Origin of the sequence: Streptomyces sp. ISL-36, from assembly GCF_018614205.1 — a bacterium.
Classification (GTDB): domain Bacteria; phylum Actinomycetota; class Actinomycetes; order Streptomycetales; family Streptomycetaceae; genus Streptomyces.
In genome coordinates this window covers 18,928-41,769 of sequence record NZ_JAGGOS010000037.1, presented here as the reverse complement: position 1 = coordinate 41,769, position 22,842 = coordinate 18,928, and the positions used below count along the sequence as shown (strand labels likewise).

The following is a 22,842-nucleotide window of genomic DNA, read 5'->3' as shown; positions in this document are numbered from 1 at the left end:
GCGCTGGTCCTCGCCGTCCTGGCCGCCGTCGCGGCACGGGCGGGCGACGAGGGGCCGGGCCGCACGACGGCGCAGGCCTTCGCCACCACCAGCGCGCTCCCGACCGCCGCACCGACCGCTTCCGGCCCGTCCTCCCCGGCTCCGTCGTCAGCCTCTCCGTCGACCGAGGCTCCGTCGACCCCCACGCCGACGCCGGCACCTGCGAGCGGTACGCCCACGAGTGCGTCGACCACTCCCCCGCCGTCCCCCTCCGAGGCGGCCACTCCCACCACCCCGCCGACACCGGCGTCGCCTCCCCCCACGGAGCCCACGTTCGCGCCGCCGAGCACCCGGCCCGTGGCCGTGAAGACGGTGACCGTCACCGGACTGCGCCAGACCGGCCCGGGCGAGGCCGAGGCCACGTTCGAGGTGGTCACCGACGGCCCCGGACCGGTGACCCTCTCCCTCACCTGGTTCACCGCTGACGCCAACGGCGAGCTCGCCGTCCCCGACGGCTCCGAGAGCCACCGCGGCAGCGGAGCCACGCGGTACGCGTTCACGCTCACCCATGCCTTCCAGGGCCGAGGCTGCACCTGGGGCGTACGGGCGACGACCGACCCCTCGGCCGCCAACGGCGGTTCCACGCGGCAGATCCTGATCAGGCGGTGCACGGTCTCATGAGCGATGCCCGATCCCCCTTCGACCCGGACGAGTACAGCGCCACCGTCCTGGGCAGCCACTGGTTCGAACGACCGACGCACGACGTGGCACCGGACCGCGTGGAGGGCGAGGTCCTGCGCTTCGGCCCGGGGGTGACGGCGGCCGCGCTCCCCCGCACGGCGCTCCCCCGCTCCGGTGACTGCCCCGGCCCCGGCCCCACGACGGCACAGATCTGGCACGGGACCCTGCCCGGCCACGGCACCGGCGGTCCTCCACCGCGGCCCCGTCCGCGGCGAACGCGCCGGTACGCACTGGCCGGGCTCCTGCTCCTCGCCGTCCTGGCTTTTCTCGCCTGGCAGCGGCTGGGACCCGAGGTGTCCGTCCGTGGGGTCGCGGTCACCGCACCGCAGCGGACGCTGGGCTGCGATGGCAGGGCGGACGTCGTGGCGGTGGTGGACACCGACGGACGCCCCGGCACGCTGACGTACCGCTGGGAGCGCAGCGACGGGACCACGTCCGGGCCGCTGCGGGAGAAGCTGTCCCGTCACCAGGAGCGGGCGGAGCTGCGTCTGCTGTGGACCTTCCACGGTCCCGGCGAGCATCGGGCGACGGCCAGGCTGGTGATCGTCTCGCCCACCCCGCACACCGCCTCGGCCACGTTCACCTACGGGTGCGGCTGATTCCGCTCCGGGAGGCGTACGCGCTCACGCGCCCCGGCGGATCCGGGCGGCCTGGCGGGCCTCGGCCGTCCTGCGGGCCTCGGCGGACCGGCGGGACTCGTTCTTGGCACGTCCGGGCCGCCCCGGGACGGTGCCGATGCCGCGGAAGGGCGCGCCGCCGCGCGGGGGGCGTTCGGTCGTGGGCGCGCTGCCGTCGACGGGAACGCCGGAGGGGGTCCTGGCGCCGGTGAGACGGCTCAGCTCGGCCTCGCCCGAGCGGACCTGGGTGACCCTCGCGTGGATCCCCGCGTCCGCCATGAGCCGGACGACGTCCCGGCGCTGATCGGGCAGGACCAGGGTGACGACGCTGCCCGACTCGCCGGCGCGTGCGGTGCGGCCACCGCGGTGCAGGTAGTCCTTGTGGTCGGCGGGCGGGTCGACGTTGACGACGAGGTCGAGTTCGTCGACGTGGATGCCGCGGGCCGCGACGTTGGTGGCCACCAGGACGGTGACCTCCCCGGTCCTGAAGCGGTCCAGGGTGCGGGTGCGCAGCGGCTGGGACTTGCCGCCGTGCAGGGCCGCCGCTCGTACGCCGCTGCCCAGCAGGTGCTTGGTGAAGCGGTCGACGGCGTGCTTGGTGTCCAGGAACATGATCACGCGGCCGTCGCGGGCGGCGATCTCGGTGGCGGTGGCGAACTTGTCGGCGCCGTGCACCTGCAGCACGTGGTGTTCCATCGTGGAGACGGTGGCGGCCGAGGGGTCGACGGAGTGGACCGCCGGGTCGTGGAGGTAACGCTCGACCAGGAGGTCGACGTTTCGGTCGAGGGTGGCGGAGAACAGCAGGCGCTGGCCCTCGTGGTGCACCTGGTCGAGCAGCGCGGTGACCTGGGGCATGAAGCCCATGTCGGCCATCTGGTCGGCCTCGTCGAGGACCGTGACGGCCACCCGTTCCAGGCGGCAGTCCTTGCGCTCCACGAGATCCATGAGGCGGCCGGGTGTCGCGATCAGGACCTCGGCCCCGTCGCGCAGCGCGGTGGCCTGCCTCCCGATCGACATGCCGCCGACCACGGTGGCCACGCGCAGCTTCAGCGCCCGCGCGTAGGGCGTGAGCGCGTCGGTGACCTGCTGGGCCAGTTCGCGGGTGGGGACGAGGACCAGGGCCAGCGGCTTGCGGGCCTCCGCACGCCGCCCGGCGGTGCGTACCAGCAGCGGGAGTCCGAAGGCGAGCGTCTTGCCCGATCCGGTCCGCCCCCGTCCCAGGACGTCGCGTCCCGCGAGAGCGTTCGGCAGGGTGGCCGCCTGGATCGGGAAGGGCTCGTCGACGCCGAGTCGCGTGAGCAGCTCCAGTACCTCGGACGGCAGGTTCAGCTCGGCGAAGCTCGCGGCCGGGGGCAGGGCCGGGGTGTGGCTGACCGGCGTCGCGAAATCGTCCTTCGGCGCGGGCACGCGCCGGGTGCTGTTCGTACGGGCGGAACTGTTCATGGAGACCTTCCGAAAAACCCATGGAAATACAACGAGCCGGGGCCCTCACCTGACGGTGAGGACCCCAGCTGCGTCAGACGCGTCGGCGTCAGGCGGGAACGATGTTCTCCGCCTGCGGGCCCTTCTGGCCCTGCGTGACGTCGAAGTTCACCTTCTGGCCTTCCTGGAGCTCACGGAAGCCGGAGGTGGCGATGTTGGAGTAGTGGGCGAACACGTCCGGGCCGCCACCCTCCTGCTCGATGAAGCCGAAGCCCTTTTCCGCGTTGAACCACTTCACGGTGCCAGTAGCCATGTCATATCTCCTTCGGGGCAGTGCCCCGGGATGCACACTGTGTGAATCCCGGCGTCGCCGCGATGATTGCCCTGTCCGGAAATACCGTACTGAAAACAACAAAAGTGCCTGACGATGTCGAATCCGTCGAAGGCACTTGAAGTTTATTGGGAACCACAACTGCAACTGATCTCGACTGTAGCACGGTGTGGGCAACCATGCACGGAAATCGACTTTTGGCGCCGTGGCGCGAACCAATTTCCGGTGCGGGCCCTGGCCGGAGACCCTCGGTCCCCGGCCAGGAGGGGCTACTGGAAGCTGAGCCGGTGCGGGTGGAGCGGGTCGGCCGGGCAGGTGTGGATGCGCATCAGGCCGCGGCCGAGGTAGACGCCGGTCTGCCGGCCGGTCATCGGGGGTGTGGTCGGCTCGCGGTCCTCAAGAGGGATCCAGCTCTCCGATCCGCCGTCCCATTCCCCGTGCGCGACGGTGAGCAGGGGCGGCATCGGCGTGCCGCAGGCGGGGCAGTCGACCGGTGCCGGGTCGGTCAGGTGCCAGGAGGCGAAGCCGCCCACCTTCCACCCCGGCGGGATCGAGAGGTCGCCCCGGTAGTCGACCTCGTACTCCTCCTCGGCCTGCGCCGCGGCCATGGCGGCCTGGTACTCCTCGTAGGTGTCGTAGCTCGGCGGCTCGGAGGAGTCGTACGCGTCCTCGTCGTCCTCCAGCAGGCTCTCCTCCCAGGCCGCGAGGGCTTCCTGGAGCTCCTCGCTCAGCAGGCCCTCGTACTCGTGCTCCACGACCTGTTCGGGGTGGAGCACGCAGACGTTGGGCACGCACTCCTCCCGGCCCACCACCTTCGGCTCGGGCTGCTCCGCCAGGATCGGTCCGACCTCGTCCGCGCGGCGCCACTTCAGGACGACGTCGATGGTGCGCTCCGGTCCGTGGACCTCGAACGGACACCAGAAGACCTGAAGCAGGTCGTACCCCGGCGGGCCGACGAGATCCGGGATGTCGCGGGCGTAGAGCTGGGCGACGGCCAGCATGGGGATGGGGTCCTCGTCCCGCAGCTCGGGAGCGTGGAGACCCGGCCGGATGCCGTCGAGGATCCGGCGCTCCTCCTCAGAGAACTCCCGTCCCCGTCCCTCCGCGAGGATGCGCCGTTCGAGCCGGACGTCGGAGAGGAGATGCCCGGTGCCCTTGGGGTGGACGGCGGTGCACATCGGCCACGGTTCGTCGGCCGGCCAGAGGAAGGGACCCGCCACCGAACTCTCCTCCGCCTTGGGGGATCCCATGCGGGGATGGAGCCGGGTGCTCGTGCGCCGGTAGGCGGCGAGAGCCGGGAACAAGGCCTCGATGTCGACCGGACGTTCGGGCGTGGTGCGGGTCATGCGGGGTCCTTCCTGTGGTTCGACGCGGATGCTACACGCCGGTTCTGACGTAACCGGCCGGGTTCTCCAGGGTGTGGGTGAAGGTGAAGCCCTTGTTCCCGAAGGCCGTGAACTCCAGCTTGATGGGGATCGGGTTGGTGCCCGCGTAGACCGGCTTGATGTGGTACTGCACGACTTCCTGGTGCTTCATCACCTGGTTGTAGATCACCTTCTCCACCTGGTCCCGCTGGTCCGGGGAGTTGGTCGGCGTCTGGGTCTCGGTGACCAGGTTGTGCCAGGCGAACTTCCCGGTGCCCGCGCCGCCCAGCAGGTTGGCGAGCAGATGCCCGCGGGCCTCGTTGAAGGCCCTGCCGTCGCCGCGCCAGCCCGAGGGCTTGAGCGAGCCGGCCTCCGTGCCCTTCTCCGCTTCGAGGATCTCGGGGCGCAGACAGGCGTGGACGCCCGTGGGACGGCCCAGGTGGTCCAGGCGGCCGTAGCGGATGCTGCCCTCCCAGTCGTAGGCGTCCATCTTGCACCGCTTGGGAGCGAGACCGAGGGGGTCGGTCCACACCCATGGGTTGAGGACGTACGTCGAGGGGTTGGGTGCCGGGGCGAGACCGAGCGGGTCGGGGCTGGTGTAGCGGGCCGTGTCGGGGTCGTAGTGGCGGAAGTAGTTGTAGTGCAGGCCGGTTTCGGGGTCGGCGTACTGGCCGGGGAAGCGCAAGGGGGTGTAGGCGGTGGCCGAGCTGTTCCAGGCCGTGGTTCCCCAGCAGGTGGAACGGGAGCGCCAGGCGGTCTCGCCGGCGGGTGAGACCAGTTCGGTGGGGGTGCCGACGAGGTCGGTGACGATGGCGAAGAAGCGGGCGTCGACCTCGTCGGCGTCCAGCATCTTGCGTTCGTACTGGGTGAGCGGGCGGTGTCCTTCGTACTCCCAGGTGAGAATCGTTCCGGCGGTCTCGTCGCACTGCTCGACGAGCAGCGACCCGTCCCAGGTGAAGCGGACCGTCTCGACGACGGTCCGCCCGTCGGCGGCCATGCGGTGCTTGGCGCTGCGCCGGCCCAGCGGGTCGTACGCGTACGTCCACAGGGTGCCGTCGGGCGTGGTGCACGACACCAGGCGCTCCTCGGCGTCGTAGGTGTACCGCCAGAGGTCGGGCTTGCGCGAGAGGCGGGTGCGGCGGCGTACGACGACGCGGCCGGCGGCGTCGTACTCGTAGTGGACGGCGCCGGCGGAGACGAGGCGTCCGCCCTCGTAGACGCGCGGGCCGCGCGCGTCGGTGTGCCCCGCCGCCGTCGGCCAGTCGGCCGCCGTCTGGTTGCCGGCGCCGTCGTACGCGTAACTCTCGGCCCAGCCGGGCGCGGTGACGGTCAGCGGCCTGCCCAGCGGGTCCAGCGAGACCCGCTTGTCCCGGCGTCCGCCGCCCGCCGTCCGCTCGCCGACGGAGACGGGGCAGCCGTCCGCGCGGTAGACGTAGTCGCGGACGTGCTGCGGCGCCTCGGCGCCGGGCACGGTCAGGGACTGGGTGACGGGTCTGCCGACGCTGTCCCATGCCGTGGCGAGGGTCACGGCGGACGGACCCGGGGCGCCCCAGGTGCGGGTCAGTTCCCGGCCGAGCAGATCGTGGCTGAAGGCGAGGCCATGACCGTCGGTGGTCAGGGACACCCGGTCGCCCGCCCGGTTGTACGCGAAGCGGCTGACCGCGCCGGTGGGCGTGGTGCGCGAGGTGCGCCGGCCGGCCAGGTCGTAGGTGTGGCGCAGCGTGCGGCCGTCGACGGTCTCGGCGAGGAGGCGGCCGTGCGCGTCGCGCTCCATGGTGAGGGTGGAGGTCGCGGTCCGGGCCTCGACCAGCGCGCCGGTGGGGTCGTAGGCGTAGTGGGTGACCGCCCCGTCCGCGTCACGGGACACCATCCGGTCCATCGCGTCCCAGGTGTACGTGACGGTCCGGCCGAGCGGACCGGTCCGTGCGATCAGGCGGTTGGCCGCGTCGTGGGTGTAGTGGGTGGCCCGGCCGTCGAAGTCGGTCTCGGTGACGAGACGGCCGGCCGCGTCGTAGGTGTACTCCCAGCTGCGGCCGAGCGGGTTGGTCACCTGCACCAGCCGCAGTTCGGTGTCGTAGCGCAGCTCGTGGCGGGCTCCGTCCGGGGAGATCCGCGCGAGCGCCTTGTCGAAGTGGCCGTACTCGGTCGCCCAGTTGCCGCCGACCGCGTCGGTGTAGGTGAGGCAGTTGCCCTCCGCGTCCCAGGTCCAGGACTCGCGGCCGCCGTCGGCGGTGGTGCGGCTCAGCAGCCGGTCGTCGGCGTCCCAGTCGAACTGCTCGCTGCCGCCGAGCGGGTCGGTGATCCGGACGGGCCGGCCGCGGTGGTCGCGTTCGACGTGGGTGACACCGCCCTCGGAGCCGGTGACCTCCAGCGGCAGCCCTGCCCTGTCGGAGCGGATCCGGATCGTGGCGCCCAGGGCGTCGGTGGCGGAAGCGACCGCGCCGGTGCGGTCGTGGGTGAACCGGGTCACGACTCCGTCGGGCCCTTGCGTACTGGTGCAGTTGCCCAGTTCGTCGAAGGTCTGCCGCCACACACCGCCGTCCGCGGTGGTCACCTCCACCGGCAGGTTGCGCTCGTCGTAGCGGGAGGTGGGGGTGGAGCCGTCGGGCAGCCGGACGGCGGTGAGGTTGCCGGCCTCGTCCCAGGTCAGCTCGGTGGTGTGGCCGAGCGGGTCGGTGCGGGTGAGCGGCCGGTCGTACGCGTCCCAGGTCAGGTGGGTGGTGTGGCCGAGGGGGTCGGTCTCGGCGACGACCTGCAGGCGGTCGTTGAGGTGCAGGACGGTGGTGGCGCCGGTGGAGTCGGTGTAGCGGGTGACGCCGTGCCCGGTCTCGGGGTGGACGTCGTAGGCGAAGGCCGAGGACAGGATGCCGTCGGGTCCGACGGTGCGGGCGACACGGCCTTCGGCGTCGTACACGTAGCGGAAGGTGGAGTCGTTGCGGTCGGTCCAGGAGGTGATGCGGCCTTCGCCGTCGTAGGTGAAGCGCATGACGGGGCCGGTGGGGCCCTCGGGGCCGGAGAGGCGGGTGAGGTCGCCGGTCTCGTCGTAGCCGTAGCCGAGGACGGTGGTGGGGCCCTCGGGGCCGCGCACGGCGAGGCCGGTGACCCGGGAGGTGTCGGCGGTGATCTGGACGACGTAACCGCCCGAGTGCGACACCGCCGTGGGCGCTCCGTCGGTGCGGCGGGAGACGGTGACGCGGTTGCCGTTGCGGTCCTCGAGCGCGGTGAGCCAGGACGCGGCGGAGGCCCGGTAGGGGCTTCCGGTGAAGGTGCGGATCAGGCCCGTGTGCGGGTCGCGGACCTCGTAGGAGGTCTCGTCGCCGTGCACGCCGCCGTGGACCAGTGGGAGCCGGTCGCCCTCCAGCGGGAGGACCTGCTCGCCGTCGGGGCGCGGCAGACGGGGGTAGATGAGGAAGGAGCCGTCCTCGCGGGCCCAGATGGCACCTCCGCCGACGGCGTCGACCTCGATGCGCTCGTCGAGGGTGGAGGCCCAGCTCCGGCCGAACCAGTGGCCGTAGCGGTAGGTCGACACATGCGTGCGGCGCAGGGTGAGCGGGAGGACGCCGGGCAGCGAGAGGTCGGTCTGGGGCAGCAGCAGCTTGCCGGTGGCGACGTCGACCGGGTCGTTCTTGCAGACCGTCTTGTCCAGGGAGACGCCGTTGCGTCGCGGATCGTCCTTGGTGTCCCGCACCGAGTCCGGCCGCGTACGGGTGTCGTCGCCGGGGCGGCGGCTGTTCGGACCGTCGCTCTTGGAGTGCTTGCGGTCGTCCCCGCCGTCGCGACGCTCGCGGGCGAAGCGGTCGCGGAGGGCGTCGTCGGTGTTCTTGTGGTCGACGGATATCTGCTTGACGACCTTGGGGAGGGTCTTGCCGACGTGGTCGCCCATGTTCCGGGTGGCCTTCACCAGGGCTTCGAGGGCCTTGTCGGCGACCGGGTCGATGGCGTCGGCGATGGAGTCGCGGCCTCGGGTGCGGCCGTGGGCGGTCTTGGCCTTGGTGAGTTTGCCGGCGGTCTTGCCGTGGATGTTGACGCTGACGCCGTTGAGCTGGGTCGAGGCGTGGTCGTGTTCGCCGTGCTCGATGTGCAGGTTCTTCAGGCCGCTGCCGCCGCCGGCCGGCCCGCTGCCTGCCGAGGCCAGGTGCATGGCCTCCTTGCCGGACTGCACGCCGTCCTTGAAGCCGTCCTTGCCCGCGTCCTTGGTCCGGTCGAGGTCGACACCGTCCTGCAGGCCGATGGCGACGGCTCCGAGCTGGACGACGAGATCGGCCGCCATGCCTTCGAGGGCGGCGACGGCGGGTTCGGTCATCGCGGCGACGACGTAGCCGACGGCCTCCTCCACGCACTCCTTGATCAGGCGCTTGATGACCTCCTGGGTCGCGCGCATCGCGCCCGCGCCGATCAGTGCGGACAGGCCGCCGGTGACGGGGATGAGGGAGATCGCGATCCCCGCCTCGGCGGCCAGGTAGCCGAGTTGGACGAGCGCGGCGGCCTTCATCCCCTCGATCGCGGTGGCCGCGAGGTTCAGGGCGCCGGCGATGGTGCGGGCGGCACCGGCGATGTCCTTGATGTGCTTGCTCTTGACCGCGTTCCAGTGCGAGTTGAGCGCGTCGAGCGCCTCGCCCTGACCGGAGGAGAGCAGCCGCTCGAAGTGGTTGTTGGCGAGCTGCCCGTCGTCCTCCAGGTCTTCGGCGAACTCCCGCAGCGCATCGGCCATGTCCCGGTACGCGTCCTCGTCGACGTTGGGCCAGGCCACGCCGATCAGATCCAGAAGTGTGTCCGCCCAGTCGGGCACCGTGACAGCCACGCGACCTCTTCCCCCGTGCACATGCAACCAGCAACAACGCCAACAGTCCTACGCTCGGTGGGATGCTGACGGACAATCAATAGTGCTGGGGCATCGCGGCGCGCGGCAAGAGGACCTGAGGAAGGTCCGGAACCTTCACATCTGCACAGGAACGACGAGCGCGTATGGTTCTGCCATGGTGACGGGATTCAGTGACAGGTTCCTGCTGGAAGCCGAGCGGCACGCCGCATGGGGCGCCGCTCAGCTCGACACGCTGACGGGGTTTCTCCCCGACGGCCCGTGGAGCGCCGACCTTCCCTCGTGCGTGTACCGGCAGGGCGGTCTGACGCTCCGCGTGGCCGTTCTCGGTACGTACGACACGGCCGAGCGCTCCTGGATGTGGGGCTGGGCCAACCCGGGCCTGCGCGACACCCCGGTCGTCGCCCTCGCCGAACAGGTCCGCGCGTACGGGCAGCGGCACGGCATCGGCGAGTTCGAGGAGGAGGTGCAGGACCTCTCCGGCTTCGCGGACCCCGACCGGGCGGCGGAGACGCTGGCGTTCGCCGGCATGGGCGTCACCGGCGCCCCGGGGTACATCGGGGTCGTGGCCGGCCCGGACACCCGGGTCTACTTCCTGCCGCAGGACCCGCAGGTCCCCCGTGCCACGGTCGACCCGGTCTCCCTTCCCCGCACGCTGATGACGGCGGTGGGCCTCATCGGCCGCTCTCCCCGCCATGTCGTCACGGGCTACTTCGACCACCACGGTCTCGGCTGGCACGAGGACGCCGATCTGGTGAGCGCACGGCTTCCCGACGGCAGCGGCGCCGAGGTGGAGTTCGACACCGCCGGCCGCATCGCGAACATCCGGATGACGGTCCAGCCGTAGGTGGGTGTCTCGCACCCTCGGTCGGCGGCCGAGGGTGCGAGCGGAGACGCCGGGGACAGGCGGAGGCGTCGGGGTGAGGCCCGGACGCCGGGGCCAGGTGCGGACGCCGGGGTGAGGACCGGACGCCGGGTCGGATGCGGACGCCGGGGCCAGGACGCCGGGCCAGGCGCGGACCCTCTCGGTCAGGCGCGGACCGTCTCGGTCAGGCGCGGGGCGTCGGGTCAGGCGTGGACGTTTCTGCGGAACCAGCCGCTGAAGACCTGGTCATCGGCATCGGCCGAGGGCTGTCCGGCCGAGGCCCTGCGGCGCCCGGATCCGGCCCGCCCGCGCTCGGCCCTCGCCAGGACCCTCTCGGCCTCCTCCCGCCATGCCGCGGCGTCCGCGCGCGGCCCGGGGAGGAACGCGCCTCGCTCGGCCGCCTCCGCCGCCGCGCCGAAGAAGTCGCCGCCCTTGCGCCTGAAGTCGTCCGTACCCCACGCCCGGCCGCGCTCCTCGGCGGGCACCCGCTGCAGGTGCGGGATGTGTTTGGCGCAGTGGATGTACGCCTCCTCGACCGTGACCTCCACCCAGAGCTGGGCCCGGCGGCCGGGCACCGGATCCACGGGCAGTCCCCCGTGGGCACGGCGCATCTCGTCGTCGGGTACGACCCGGGCCTTGCCGTTGACGTGCAGGCCGATGCGGTCCCTGAGGAAGTCCACCATCAGGATGCCGACATGGGGGTTCTCCTCGATGTTGCCGAGGCTCGCCAGCACGCCGTTGCCGCGGTACTCGGGGTAGGCGAGGGTGAGGTCGTCCAGGACCTGGAGGAAGCCGGGCGGCCCCGCCCGGAAGGTGTTGTCGCACTCGCCGTGCCGGTCGGCGGTCGCGAGGAAGAACATCTCCTGCCGTGCCACGAACTCCCGCATCCGCGGGTTGAGCCGGTCCAGGACCTGGTCGGCGTAGAACTTGTCGGCGCGCTCGGTGGTGCCCATGCGCTGCTGGACCTGGTGCTCGCCGTCGCTGCCCGGTCGGGTGGTGCGTACCGGCGGGGGTGTCGGATGGTGGCCCATCTGCTGCTGCTCGTGCCCGATCTGCTCGAATGTGCTCAATTCCGTGCCCCGACCAGTTCCTCGATGGAGTCGTGCCGTATGCGGTGGGAGGGGATGCCTATGCCCCTCAGGGTGTCCACGCCGCAGCGGATCATGGCCGCGGGTCCGGACAGATAGGCATCGTAGGAGTGCCACGGGCCGTACTGGCAGACGGCATCGGGAAGGTGGCCGCACAGTTCGCCCGCGGGGCCCTCGTCGACGACCGGGCGCACCGAGAGCCAGGGGTGCGTCTGCTGCATGCGGAGCATGGTGTCGATGTCGTACAGGTCGTGGTCGCGGCGGGCTCCGTAGAAGACCTGGACGGGACGGCGACGGCCGTGCCTGGCCACGTCCTCGACCAGGGCCTTGATGGGGGCGATGCCGGTTCCGCCGCCGAGGCACAGCAGCCCGTTGTCGGTGCTGTGGTCCACCGTCATGGATCCGGTGGGGGGACCGAGGCGGATCACGTCGCCCGGGCGGGCGCGGTGCACCAGGGCGTTGGAGACCCAGCCCGCCGGGACGGCCTTGACATGGAAGGAGAGCAGCCCGTCGGAGCGGGAGGCGGAGGCGAAGGAGTAGTTCCGCCACACCCGCGGCCACCAGGGGGTCTCCAGGGCGGCGTACTGCCCGGCGAGGAAGGGGTAGGGCTGGTCGGGCCGTACGGTGACGACAGCGATGTCAGAGGTGCGCATCTCATGGGCGACCACCTCCGCCTCCCACCACGCGGGGGCGCGCAGCTCGTCCTCGGCGGCGGCATCGATCATGATCTGGGAGATCGCGGTGTAGGCGCCCACCCAGGCCGCCTCCGTCCGCGGGCTCCAGCTCTGCGGCGCGTACTGGGCGAGGGCCGCCAGGAGACACTCGCCGACGGCCGGGTAGTGCTCGGGGCGCGTGCCGTACTTCCGGTGTCCGCGCCCCAGGTGGGACAGGTACGTGGTGAGGATCGCCGGGTCGTCCACGTGGGTGGCGGCGGTGAGCAGCGCCTTGAAGAGGCGGTCGCGCTGGGCGTCCATGGCCGCGGGGAAGAGGGCGCGCAGGTCGGGGTGCTGGAGGAAGAGCAGCGCGTAGAAGTGCGAGGTGACCTTGTCGGCGATGGGCTCGATCTCGGCCATCGTGCGGCGGATGAGCGCGGGGTCCGAGGTGTCCTCGGGGGCGTCGGCCACCGCCGCCCGTTCGGGCTCGTACGCCTGCCTGGGGGCCGGCGGCGGCGTGGGAGCCGGGGCAGGGCCTTGGGCGGATCGTGGCGCGGGCACGGATTCGGGCGCAGGCACGGATTCGGGCGCGGGTATGGGCGCAGGCGCGGGTGTGGGCGAGGGAGGTGCCGTACGGCTTCTCTCCCCGCCGGTGCCCACCGGACGTATCGGCGTCACGGGGCGGCTGGGTATCCGGTCCTCCGCGTTCCGTCCGTCCCCCTGCCCGGTGCGGCCGGATTTCTCGCTCGGACCGGGGCTCGGACGCGCACTCGGACTCGGACCGAACCAGCCCGCATTCGCCCTGCTGCCGCCGGAGCCGCTCTTATCGGCCGACGCGCTGGTCGGAGCATCCATGGGTTTGCCTCGCCTCGAACGTCTTTCCGTCGCCCTTCGCACCGCGAAGTCCGACTGTGCCCCTATTTGCCTTCCAATTCAGAATTCCTCGGAACTCAGCCCCATCTCCCCAAAGCACGTGGTATATGCGGCACTTGGTGCGCCGCCGCCCCCGCCGCCCCTTGGGGCGCGGACATGTGACAGGCGCACAGGGGTGCGAACGGGCTCGACCATACCCCCCTCGCCTGAACCGTCGAGCGAGATGCGTCGAGGGCAATCCCCGCCCACTCCCCCGATATTCGGCCTTTCTCGCACTTCAGAGGCCCGGAGACCAGGGGAAGTTACCCACGGGTTCAAGGGATGACACAAAGCATTCGGCGCCCGGGTGTGCGCATTTCGCCGTGGAAAAACCGCTCCACCCCAGCGCGCCGCCCCCCATCCTCACAGGGTTCGTTCGCGATCTTCACACTCCCTTTCCACATGCCGGGCCGGACAGCCCGCACGAGCGGCGAAGGGCGGTGCGCGTCTTACAGCCGGCCGACGGCGCGCCGGGCGGCGTGACGAGCGTCACGGTTCTTTCTCGCCCACGGTGTCAACCGGATGCCCTGCTCGGAGCGTATGCGGGGTGAAGCGAGAGAGATCCAGGAGTGGCTGTTGACCGTCGAGGAGTTCGAAGAGTTCTACGCCCAGACGGTCGCGCGCCTGACCGGGCAGCTCTACATGATGCTGGGCGATCTGCACGAGGCGCAGGACGTCGTGCAGGAGGCGTTCGTCAAGGGATGGAGCCGGCGACGGCAACTGGACCGTGACGGCCGGCCGGAGGCCTGGATCAGAACGGTCGCCTGGCGGCTGGCGGTGAGCAGGTGGCGTTTCCGGCGACGCTCGACCGAGGCCTGGCGGCGCAGGGACACGCCGACGGAGGTCGCCGGGCCGGGTCCCGAGGAAGTGGCGTTGGTGGAGGCCCTGCGCGGGTTGCCCGACCGGCAGCGCAGAGCGGTGACCCTCCACTACCTGTGCGACCTCACCGTCGAGCAGATCTCCGCCGAGACAGGCATGTCGAGCGGCACCGTCAAGACACATCTGAGCCGTGCGCGTACCGCCCTCGCCCATCGCCTGCAAGACCCACGCATTGAGGAGGCCTCCGGTGCCTGAGCCCCACGACCCGTTGCGGCACCTGTTCCACCAGGCGGCCCACATCGGCCAGGCCCACGCGGACGCCCCGCCGTTCACGCGGATCGCCGAACGCGGCAGGCGCGCCGGGCGCCGCCGCCTGGCCGGCCTGGCGGCGGCCTGTCTGGTTCTCGCCGGTGGCGGGGTGGCGACGGCCGCCTTGGTGACGGGCCGGCCGACACCGGTGGTGCCCGCCACGACCCCCTCTCCCCGGGACACGCCCTCCGCACCGACCCTCTCTCCGTCGACCCAGCCGTCCCTGACCGCACCGCCCACGGACCGGAGCACGCCGGGCTCCGGCATCCCGGCCGACACGCCGCCGGCCACCCCGCCGGCCACCTCGACGTCGGCCACGTCGCCGCCGACCACCTCCTCGACGCCCGACGGCGCCTCCGGTGGCCCCTACGACGGGACTCCCACCTCACCGCCTCACGGTGGAGCCGTCTCCACCCGGTCCTGACCGACAAAACCCCTACGCCGACACCCCGCACGCGGGGTGATCCGGCGTGCCCGCAACCACCCGAGAGAGCGCCGACATGCCGGTTCCACCGACCGAGATACGCGAGCCCACCCGCGCCGCACCCCGGCACGGCACCCCGCCGGCGGAGTACTTCCCCGCGCCCGCGGCGCGCCGGCTGACGCCCTCCCGCCGTACCGAGGAGCGCGTACGGCGCGCTCTGCGACTGCGGCGTGACGACGGCGAGGTGCTCTGTCTGTACCTGGCCACCCGCGCGGGCCTGTGGATCACCGCCTACTGCACGCGCTGGCTCTTCCCCGCCGACGGGGAAGCCCGCCAGGCTCCCGGAGTCCTCGCCCCCTTCGAGCGCTGGGACTGGGGCCACTACCTGGCCATCGCGCGGGACGGCTACTTCCCCGCCGATACGGCGCCCGGCCCCATGGGAGGGGACAACCGCGAGGCGTTCTTCCCCGGCTTTCCGCTCGTCCTGCGCGCCGTGCACGTCGTCGTGCCGCACTGGACCGCCGCCGGGCTGCTGATCTCCCTCGTCGCCGGGGCCGTCGCCGTGGTAGCTCTGGCCCGGATCGCGCGGCACCACCTTCCCGAGACCGACACCGGCACCGGCACCGGCACCGACGGCGGTCGCCGTGCCGTGCTGTTCCTGCTCGTCTCCCCGTGCGGCATCTTCCTCGCCGCCGGCTACACGGAGGCTCTCTTCCTGGCGCTGGCGCTGCCCGCCTGGCTCGCGGCCCAGCGCCACGCGTGGGCCCTCGCCACCACCCTGACCACGCTGGCGACGACGGTCCGGGTGAGCGGCCTCTTCCTCGCCGCGGCCGTCGCCCTGCACCTCGTCCTCGCCGCACGCGCCGACCGGCGGTCGTGGCGCCGGCTGCCGTGGGCGGCGCTGCCCGCCCTGCCGCCGGCCCTCTACACCTGGTACCTGCACACCCGCACCGGCGACTGGATGGCCTGGAAGCACGCACAGGAACGCGGCTGGTACCGCGACTTCCACACCCCGTGGGCGGCCTGGTCCCAGACCTGGGACGCGGCCTTCACCGGGTCCCAGACCACGCCGTACGCCTTCATGTTCCAGGCGGAGCTGGCCGCGATGCTCGTCGGGCTGCTGCTCCTCGGGCTCCTGATCCGGTGGCGGCGCCTGCCCGAGGCGCTCTACGTCGCCCTGACGCTGTGGGCGCTCGGCACGTCGTACTGGTACACCTCCATCCCGCGCGCCACCCTGCTGTGGTGGCCGTTGTGGATCGCGCTCGCGCACGGCGCCCGCAGGAGCCCACGGTTCACGACCGTCTACCTGTGCCTGACGGTGCCCCTGACGATGGTCTACGCCGTCGCCTTCCTGTCGGGCCGGTGGGCCGGGTAGAACGCCTGGCCGACATGGGCCCCGGAGGGGGCGGCGACGCCGTTCGGAGGCCGTTTGAATGATCAATCCGGCGGGGGGTTAGCATATGAGCGCCGCCTAGCTCGAAAGATAAACTTGTGACTGTCAATGAGGACTCGTTCACTAACTGGAAGACCCGCGAGGAGATCGCGGAGTCGATGATCCCGATAGTCGGGAAGCTGCACCGGGAGCGGGACGTCACCGTCTTGCTGCACAGCCGCTCCCTGGTGAACAAGTCGGTGGTCAGCATCCTCAAGACCCACCGATTCGCCCGGCAGATCGCCGGCGAGGAGCTGTCGGTCACCGAGACGCTGCCCTTCCTGCAGGCTCTGACCACGCTCGACCTCGGCCCTTCCCAGATCGACATCGGCATGCTCGCCGCGACGTACAAGGCCGACGACCGCGGCCTGTCGGTGGCCGAGTTCACCGCCGAGGCCGTCGCCGGCGCCACGGGCGCCAACAAGATCGAGCGCCGCGAGGGACGCGATGTCGTCCTCTACGGCTTCGGCCGCATCGGCCGGCTCGTCGCCCGCCTGCTCATCGAGAAGTCCGGCTCCGGCAACGGCCTGCGCCTGCGTGCCATCGTCGTCCGCCAGGGCGGTGACCAGGACATCGTCAAGCGCGCCTCGCTGCTGCGCCGCGACTCGATCCACGGCCAGTTCCAGGGCACGATCACCGTCGACGAGGCGAACAGCACGATCATCGCCAACGGCAACGAGATCAAGGTGATCTACGCCGGCGACCCGTCGGAGGTCGACTACACGGCGTACGGCATCAAGAACGCCATCCTCATCGACAACACCGGCAAGTGGCGCGACCGGGAAGGCCTGTCGAAGCACCTGCGCCCCGGCATCGACAAGGTCGTCCTGACCGCCCCGGGCAAGGGCGACGTCCCGAACATCGTGCACGGTGTCAACCACGACACGATCAAGCCGGACGAGCAGATCCTGTCCTGCGCCTCCTGCACGACCAACGCGATCGTCCCGCCGCTGAAGGCGATGGCGGACGAGTACGGCGTCCTGCGCGGCCACGTGGAGACCGTCCACTCGTTCACCAACGACCAGAACCTGCTGGACAATTACCACAAGGCCGACCGTCGCGGCCGCTCGGCGCCGCTCAACATGGTCATCACCGAGACCGGCGCCGCCTCCGCGGTCGCCAAGGCGCTGCCGGAGCTCAAGGCTCCGATCACCGGCAGCTCGATCCGCGTGCCTGTGCCGGACGTCTCGATCGCGATCCTCAGCCTGCGGCTCGGCCGCGAGACCAGCCGCGAGGAGGTCCTGGACTACCTCCGCAACGTGTCGCTGACCTCGCCGCTCAAGCGCCAGATCGACTTCACGACCGCCCCCGACGCGGTGTCGAGCGACTTCATCGGCTCGCGCCACGCCTCGATCGTCGACGCCGGCGCCACCAAGGTCGACGGCGACAACGCGATCCTCTACCTGTGGTACGACAACGAGTTCGGCTACTCCTGCCAGGTCATCCGGGTCGTCCAGCACGTCTCGGGCGTCGAGTACCCGACGTACCCGGTTCCGACGGTCTGATCACGCCGGGATCCCGAGCGGGGTTCCCGTTCCGCGGCTCCGGGGGGGCGCGGCAGGCGAGTGACGGTGGGGGCGACCGATGCCGAGAGGCATGCGGTCGCCCCCACCGTCATGTGCTGATCCAGGCCGTCGCCGGGCCGGCTGCGGGGCAACAACCTGGCGTTGCTCAGGTCTTCCCTGACGCGCTTGCGTGCATACCGGGCGGCGTGAGGGATACCCGCATTGCGGTGGGCGCCGCATCCCGCGCCCGCGCACCCGCCTCGCCGGAAGGAGAGGGTGACCGTGGTGACCTCGCAAGCGGTTTCCATACCCGCCGACGGATCGGCGATCGCCGGTGACCTGGCGCTTCCTCCGCAGTCCGGGGCGGTGGTGCTCTTCGCCCACGGCAGCGGCAGCTCGCGGCACAGCCCGCGCAACAGAGCCGTGGCCGCTTCCCTGCAGGACGCGGGGCTCGGCACTCTCCTGATGGATCTGCTGACCGAGCAGGAGGAGCAGGTCGACATGGTGACGGCCCGGCATCGCTTCGACATCGGCCTGCTCGGACGGCGTCTGGTGTCGGCGATCGACTGGCTCGCCGAAGAGCCGGCCACCGCGGGGCTTCCCCTGGGACTCTTCGGCGCCAGCACCGGAGCCGCGGCCGCGCTGGTGGCGGCGGCCGAGCGGCCCGGTCGCGTCCGGTCCGTGGTGTCCCGCGGCGGCCGACCCGATCTGGCCGGTGACGCGCTCAGCCGGGTGCGGGCACCGGTCCTCCTGATCGTGGGAGGCGATGACAGGGCCGTCCTGGAGATGAACCGTGAGGCGGGCGCGGCGCTGCGCGCACCGCACCGGATGCATGTGGTCCCCGGTGCGACGCACCTGTTCGAGGAGCCCGGAGCGCTGGAGGCGGTCGCCGCGGCGGCGGCCGACTGGTTCCTGCGACCTGGACACGAGACGCAGACCGGGCCCACCGGTCCGTCAGTCGTTCCACCTCCCGAGGAGGGCCCCTGATGCGCTTCTACGACCATCGTCAGGCCGGCGAGGAACTCGCTCGCCGGCTCCTCGAATGGGCCGGGGACGGCGACCTCACCCACACGGTCGTTCTAGCACTGCCGCGCGGCGGGGTGCCGGTCGCCGCGGAGGTCGCCCGCGCTCTCAAGGTGCCGCTCGACGTGCTCGTCGCCCGCAAGATCGGCGTGCCCGGCAGCCCGGAGGTCGGCATCGGTGCCATCGCCGGCGAGGATCCCCCGGTCTACGACAGGCAGGCCCTGCAGATGCTCGGCCTGACCGAGGAGGATCTCGCCCCCGATGTGGCCAGGGAGAGGGCCGAGTTGCACCGCCGTGAGGAGTTGTACCGCGGTGGACGGCCCGCGCCCGATGTGGAGGGCCGGACGGTGATCCTGGTGGACGACGGGCTCGCCACCGGCGTCACCGCGCGTGCGGCGCTGCGCCGTCTGCGCTCCGGCCGTCCCGCCCGCCTGGTCCTCGCCGTGCCGGTCTGTGCCCCGGAAGCCGCGGAGACGATCGGGAAGGAGGCCGACGAGTTCGTGTGCCTGCACCGGCCGAGCACATTCCGGTCCGTCGGGGAGTGGTACGAGGAGTTCGCGCAGGTCTCGGACAACGAGGTGATCGCCACACTACGACGCCCTGGCCCGGCACAGGCGCAGGCGCAGGCGCACGGCGACGTATCGGAGTCCGAGTCCTGAACTGCTGTGGCCGGCCCCCGGATCCCGAGTCGCGCCCTCGACCCTGCCGCGTTTCGTCCCCAGCGGCCGGGGAACCCGCCCTGCGTCCCATCGGAGGTGAACAACCATGCCAGGACGCGAAGAGCTTCCTTCGACGCTGGAGCGCTCGCCCAAGGACGCGCAGCGCACCTGGATCAAGGCACACGACTCGGCGGTGGACCAGTACGGCGAGGGCGAGCGCGCGCATCGCGTGGCCTTCAGCGCACTCAAGCACAAGTACGAGAAGGTCGCCGACCACTGGGAGCGGAAGGAACACGGCCGCAAAGGTCCTTCCGACGCGCGGGCGGCGACCCCGAGGGAGCAGCCGGCCCCGAGCGGTGAGGGAGTGGACGAGCACGCCACCAAGCAGCATCTGTACGACCTGGCCCAGCGTCTGGAGATCAGCGGCCGGTCGACCATGAGCAGGTCGCAACTGCTGGAAGCGATCCGCAAGGAGAACCGTTCCCGCACCCGTAAGGCCCGCTCCTGAGACACGCCCCCGCCTGACGGCACCGGTCAGGCTGCCCGGTCGGCGGCCGCCGGTGCCTCGGCGCGCTTGGCCCGCAGCAGCTGCCGGCGCTTGGCGACACCTCCTGACATGCGGTGCAGGCTGTATGAGCCGGGCTTGTGCGCCTCGTCGGCCAGGTGCTTGTGGATGGCCTTGCAGGCCACCTCCTTGAACCTGGCGCCCAGTCCGTCGCCGATGTGGAACCCCACCGCGACGTCGGACCTGTTGGCGAGCTGGAAGAGACCGGCGCGTCGGCCCAGGCTGATGCACTGGGCGTAGAACGACTGGTGGAGGTTCTCCGGCTGCTCACCCGCGATCCGGCTGAGCACGGTGTCGGCGGCCCGCGCCCCCTGCGGCATCGCGGCCTGGCAGCTCATCCGCAGCGGCAGGTCGGACGGTGCGGCCGAGTCGCCGGCCGCGACGATGCGCGCGTCGTCCACGCTGGTCAGCGTCTCGTCCGTGAGCAGGCGGCCCAGGGCGTCGGTGGTCAGCCCGCTGCGCGCGGCCAGGTCCGGCACGCCGAACCCCGCGGTCCAGACGGTCACGGCGCTCGGCAGCTCGCGGCCGTCGCCGAGCCGCACGGCATCGCGGGTCACCACCGTCACCTTCGCGTCGGAACCGTCGATGACCGTCACACCGAGCTCGGCCAGCCGCCTGGCGACGGAGCGGCGGCCGCGGGTGTGCAGGTACGGGCCGAGCACCCCGCCGCACACCAAGGTCACCGTGCGGCCGGCCTCCGCCAGCTCGGCGGCGGTCTCGATGCCGGTCGGACCGGCTCCCACCACCGTCACGGGGGCCGTCGGGGGCGCGGCGTCGAGGACTGGCCGAAGCCGCTGCGCATCCTCGAGGGTGGCGATCGGGTAGGCGAACTCGGCCACTCCGGGCACGCTCGGACCGGCGCTGCCGCTGCCCACCGCGTAGATCAGGTAGTCGTAACGGACCGTGCCGCCGGCCGCCAGCGTCACACCGCGCCCGTCCGCGTCGATCCGCGTCACGGTGTCGACCACCAGCCGAACGCCCTCGGCCAGGACGTCCCGGTAGTCGACGACGGCGTCGTCGGACCCGCCCACCAACTGGTGCAGGCGGACACGGTGGACGAAGGTCGGGCGCGGGTTGATCAGCGTCACGGTCACGCCGGCGCGCTGTGTCAGCCGGTTCGCGGCCATCACGCCCGCGTATCCGCCGCCGATCACGACCACGTCAGTGTTCTCGGTCATGGTGCCTCCTCCGTTTCCGGGTGTTCGGCCTCAAGACACCGCGTCGTCGGTCCCTGTGACAGGACGTGACTCGGATCACTTCTGGGGGTCGGCTCGTGCGGGGACCGCATGGGTTCGCCGGGGGCTTCCTCCGGCCGGGCCGCGCGGGTCGGCTTCAGTGCGGCCACCGTGTTCCGGGCGCCCTTCCCGCGGGTAGCGCACCGTGCTGGTGCTGCCTCCGCCGCCCGATCTGCCGCTGGTGTAACGGTTGAGGGGCGCCGTCGTTGAACGGGGGCACGAGTACGTATGAGCGAGAGCAGATGGTCACGGGGGTGCCATGGGGTTCGGTTTCGGGTTCGGACAGCGGCGTGGAGGGCGACTGCCGGTCGAGTTGACCAGCTTCGTCGGCCGGGGCAAGGAACTCGCCCTCATCCAGGAGCTGTTCGCCGAGGGTCGGTTGGTCACCCTGGTGGGGCCCGGTGGTGTGGGCAGAGCCGGACGGCGTTGCGTGCCGCGGCTGCGCAGAAGAATCGATTCCCCGAGGGGGTGCGGGTCGCCGAACTGTCGGCGCTGACCGACGCGGAGCTGGTCCCGGCGACCCTCGCCGCCGTACTGGAGCTGCCGGAGCAGTCCGGAATGGCGCCGCTGGACGCGATCGTCGCCCACCTGCAGGGACGGCGGCTGCTCATCGTGCTCGACACCTGCGAGCACCTGGTGGACGCCTGCGCGATGCTCTGCGAGGTACTGCTGCGCGAGGCGTCCGGCGTCTGCGTGCTCGCGACCAGCAGGCAGCCCCTGGACGTACCGGGCGAGCACACCATCGCGATCCCGCCACTCGGACCGGACGACGCCCTGGAGCTGTTCGCGCAGCGGGCCGCCGGTGTGGTGCCCGGCTGGACGATGACGGAGACCCACCGGACGCAGGCCCAGGCGCTCGTCGCCCGCCTCGACGGCATACCGCTCGCCCTGGAGCTCGCCACCATGCGCCTGCGGGCCGTACCGCTCGCGGAGCTCGTGGCGCGGCTCGACCACCGCTTCGACGTGCTCACCGGTGGGCGGCGGGGCGTCCTGCCCCGCCATCAGACGCTCCATACGGCCATCGGCTGGTCGCACGAGCTGTGCACACCGGCGGAGCGGCTGCTCTGGGCGCGGCTGTCCGTCTTCACCGGCCCGTTCGGCCTGTCGGCCGTACAGCAGGTGTGCAGCGGCGGACGTCTCACCGAGGAGGACGCGCTGGAGGCGCTGTTCGGACTCGTGGACAAGTCCGTGGTGCAGCGTGTGGCCGAGCACAGCGCGCGCTACCGGATGCTCGACACCATCCGCGAGTACGGTGCCGATCGCTTCGCCACCGCGGCGGACAGGACCGCCGTGCACCACCGTCACTTCGCGCACTTCCAGGCGCTGGCGATCCGGTTCTGGGACCAGCTGGTCTCCCCGGCCCAGGCGGGCCTGCACCAGACGGTCGCCGCTCGGATCGCCGACATCAGAGCCGCTCTGAAGTACGCCTTCACCACCGGGGACCGAGCGCCGGAAGGGCTGTGGATGGCCACTCAGCTCGGACCGTACTGGCGGGCCGCGGGAACGCTGTCGGAGGGCCGGTACTGGATCGACAAAGGGCTGGAGCTGGTGCCCGGGGACTGCCCGGAGCGGGCCTGGGGGCTGTTGATGACCGGCATATTCGGCGTTTGGTCGGGGGACCTCGCCGTGGCGCCGGACCGCTTCCTGGAGGCCCGGGACGTGGCGCTGCGGTGCGGCGAGGAGCGTGTCGCCCTGTTCACCGAGCCGTATCTCGGGGCGATGCGGGCGCTCTCCGGCGAGGCCGCGGAGGGCCTGGCGGCGGTCGAACGAGGGCGTCGGCGGATCGTCGCGGCGGGCGATCCGCTGGGGACGGCGGTGGTCCATTACGAGGGTGCGCTGCTGCGCGCCGTCCTCGGGGACATGGACGGAGCGCTCGAGATGTGCGACGCGGGCCTCGCCCACTGGCGGAGACCGGTGAACGCCAGCTCTACTCCTCCACGTTGATGGTGCAGGGCACGATTCTGTGGCTGGCCGGCCGCCATGAGGAGAGCGCGGCGCCGTTGCGCCAGGCCCTGGAGGTCGTCAGCGAGATCGGCGACGTACTCGTCGCCGCTCTGTGCTGCCTGGGGCTGTCCTGGCA

At 71.7% G+C, this 22,842-nt stretch carries 18 protein-coding genes and 1 pseudogene; 11 read left to right on the top strand and 8 right to left on the bottom strand.

Annotation, left to right across the window (positions count from 1 at the left end):
* Nucleotides 1–302, bottom strand: a pseudogene (locus tag J7E93_RS09625) (hypothetical protein); the annotation flags it as partial.
* Between the two features lie 34 nt (nt 303–336).
* Here J7E93_RS09625 and J7E93_RS09620 point away from each other — a divergent pair.
* Complete coding sequence (locus J7E93_RS09620) at nt 337–660, top strand: hypothetical protein (protein ID WP_215067411.1); 324 nt, start codon at nt 337–339, stop codon at nt 658–660.
* Nucleotides 657–1,319: a hypothetical protein gene (locus J7E93_RS09615; RefSeq protein WP_215067409.1), complete on the top strand. Its 663-nt coding sequence runs from the start codon at nt 657–659 to the stop codon at nt 1,317–1,319. The genes J7E93_RS09620 and J7E93_RS09615 overlap by 4 nt, the downstream gene beginning before the upstream one ends.
* 24 nt (nt 1,320–1,343) lie before the next feature.
* Here the strand turns inward: J7E93_RS09615 and J7E93_RS09610 are convergent, their stop codons facing one another.
* The 4 genes from J7E93_RS09610 to J7E93_RS09595 form a co-directional block, all read right to left on the bottom strand.
* Nucleotides 1,344–2,780 carry a DEAD/DEAH box helicase gene (locus J7E93_RS09610; protein ID WP_215067407.1) on the bottom strand — a complete coding sequence of 479 codons (1,437 nt, stop codon included), beginning with the start codon at nt 2,778–2,780 and terminating at the stop codon, nt 1,344–1,346.
* 88 nt (nt 2,781–2,868) lie between these two features.
* Entirely contained in the window at nt 2,869–3,072 is a 204-nt protein-coding gene (locus tag J7E93_RS09605; protein ID WP_142215547.1) for a cold-shock protein, read from the bottom strand.
* Between the two features lie 287 nt (nt 3,073–3,359).
* Nucleotides 3,360–4,436: a hypothetical protein gene (locus J7E93_RS09600; protein WP_215067405.1), complete on the bottom strand. Its 1,077-nt coding sequence runs from the start codon at nt 4,434–4,436 to the stop codon at nt 3,360–3,362.
* A gap of 31 nt (nt 4,437–4,467) precedes the next feature.
* Nucleotides 4,468–9,255: a DUF6531 domain-containing protein gene (locus J7E93_RS09595; protein ID WP_215067403.1), complete on the bottom strand. Its 4,788-nt coding sequence runs from the start codon at nt 9,253–9,255 to the stop codon at nt 4,468–4,470.
* Between the two features lie 175 nt (nt 9,256–9,430).
* Between J7E93_RS09595 and J7E93_RS09590 the strand changes: the two genes are divergently transcribed.
* Nucleotides 9,431–10,120, top strand: coding sequence for a DUF6882 domain-containing protein (locus J7E93_RS09590; RefSeq protein ID WP_215067401.1), 690 nt, complete (start codon nt 9,431–9,433; stop codon nt 10,118–10,120).
* A 221-nt stretch (nt 10,121–10,341) separates the two neighbouring features.
* Here J7E93_RS09590 and J7E93_RS09585 read toward each other — a convergent pair whose 3' ends face one another.
* Both J7E93_RS09585 and J7E93_RS09580 read right to left on the bottom strand, forming a co-directional pair.
* Nucleotides 10,342–11,091: a pyridoxamine 5'-phosphate oxidase family protein gene (locus J7E93_RS09585; protein ID WP_215067421.1), complete on the bottom strand. Its 750-nt coding sequence runs from the start codon at nt 11,089–11,091 to the stop codon at nt 10,342–10,344.
* 113 nt (nt 11,092–11,204) lie between these two features.
* Nucleotides 11,205–12,734: a globin domain-containing protein gene (locus tag J7E93_RS09580; RefSeq protein ID WP_215067399.1), complete on the bottom strand. Its 1,530-nt coding sequence runs from the start codon at nt 12,732–12,734 to the stop codon at nt 11,205–11,207.
* Between the two features lie 633 nt (nt 12,735–13,367).
* Here J7E93_RS09580 and J7E93_RS09575 point away from each other — a divergent pair.
* The 7 genes from J7E93_RS09575 (at nt 13,368) to J7E93_RS09545 (ending at nt 19,470) form a co-directional block, all read left to right on the top strand.
* Nucleotides 13,368–13,865, top strand: coding sequence for a SigE family RNA polymerase sigma factor (locus J7E93_RS09575; protein ID WP_215067397.1), 498 nt, complete (start codon nt 13,368–13,370; stop codon nt 13,863–13,865).
* Nucleotides 13,858–14,343 carry a hypothetical protein gene (locus J7E93_RS09570; RefSeq protein ID WP_215067395.1) on the top strand — a complete coding sequence of 162 codons (486 nt, stop codon included), beginning with the start codon at nt 13,858–13,860 and terminating at the stop codon, nt 14,341–14,343. Before J7E93_RS09575 ends, J7E93_RS09570 begins: the two co-directional genes overlap by 8 nt.
* A gap of 76 nt (nt 14,344–14,419) precedes the next feature.
* Complete coding sequence (locus tag J7E93_RS09565) at nt 14,420–15,718, top strand: mannosyltransferase family protein (protein WP_215067393.1); 1,299 nt, start codon at nt 14,420–14,422, stop codon at nt 15,716–15,718.
* 116 nt (nt 15,719–15,834) lie between these two features.
* The gene (locus J7E93_RS09560) at nt 15,835–17,280 is read left to right on the top strand and encodes a glyceraldehyde-3-phosphate dehydrogenase (RefSeq protein ID WP_215067391.1); all 1,446 of its coding nucleotides are present in this window, start codon (nt 15,835–15,837) and stop codon (nt 17,278–17,280) included.
* A 285-nt stretch (nt 17,281–17,565) separates the two neighbouring features.
* Nucleotides 17,566–18,267, top strand: a complete 702-nt coding sequence (locus J7E93_RS09555) for a dienelactone hydrolase family protein (protein WP_215067419.1) — start codon at nt 17,566–17,568, stop codon at nt 18,265–18,267.
* Nucleotides 18,267–18,962: a phosphoribosyltransferase gene (locus J7E93_RS09550; RefSeq protein WP_215067389.1), complete on the top strand. Its 696-nt coding sequence runs from the start codon at nt 18,267–18,269 to the stop codon at nt 18,960–18,962. The genes J7E93_RS09555 and J7E93_RS09550 overlap by 1 nt, the downstream gene beginning before the upstream one ends.
* Nucleotides 18,963–19,068: 106 nt before the next feature.
* Entirely contained in the window at nt 19,069–19,470 is a 402-nt protein-coding gene (locus J7E93_RS09545) for a ChaB family protein (protein WP_215067388.1), read from the top strand.
* Nucleotides 19,471–19,496: 26 nt separating this feature from the next.
* On the opposite strand, the gene J7E93_RS09540 is transcribed toward J7E93_RS09545, so the two are convergent.
* Nucleotides 19,497–20,705 carry an NAD(P)/FAD-dependent oxidoreductase gene (locus J7E93_RS09540; protein WP_215067386.1) on the bottom strand — a complete coding sequence of 403 codons (1,209 nt, stop codon included), beginning with the start codon at nt 20,703–20,705 and terminating at the stop codon, nt 19,497–19,499.
* Nucleotides 20,706–21,188: 483 nt separating this feature from the next.
* Here J7E93_RS09540 and J7E93_RS09535 point away from each other — a divergent pair, with 483 nt between their 5' ends.
* The gene (locus J7E93_RS09535; RefSeq protein WP_251066297.1) at nt 21,189–22,706 is read left to right on the top strand and encodes a hypothetical protein; all 1,518 of its coding nucleotides are present in this window, start codon (nt 21,189–21,191) and stop codon (nt 22,704–22,706) included.
* Nucleotides 22,707–22,842 lie beyond the last annotated feature (136 nt).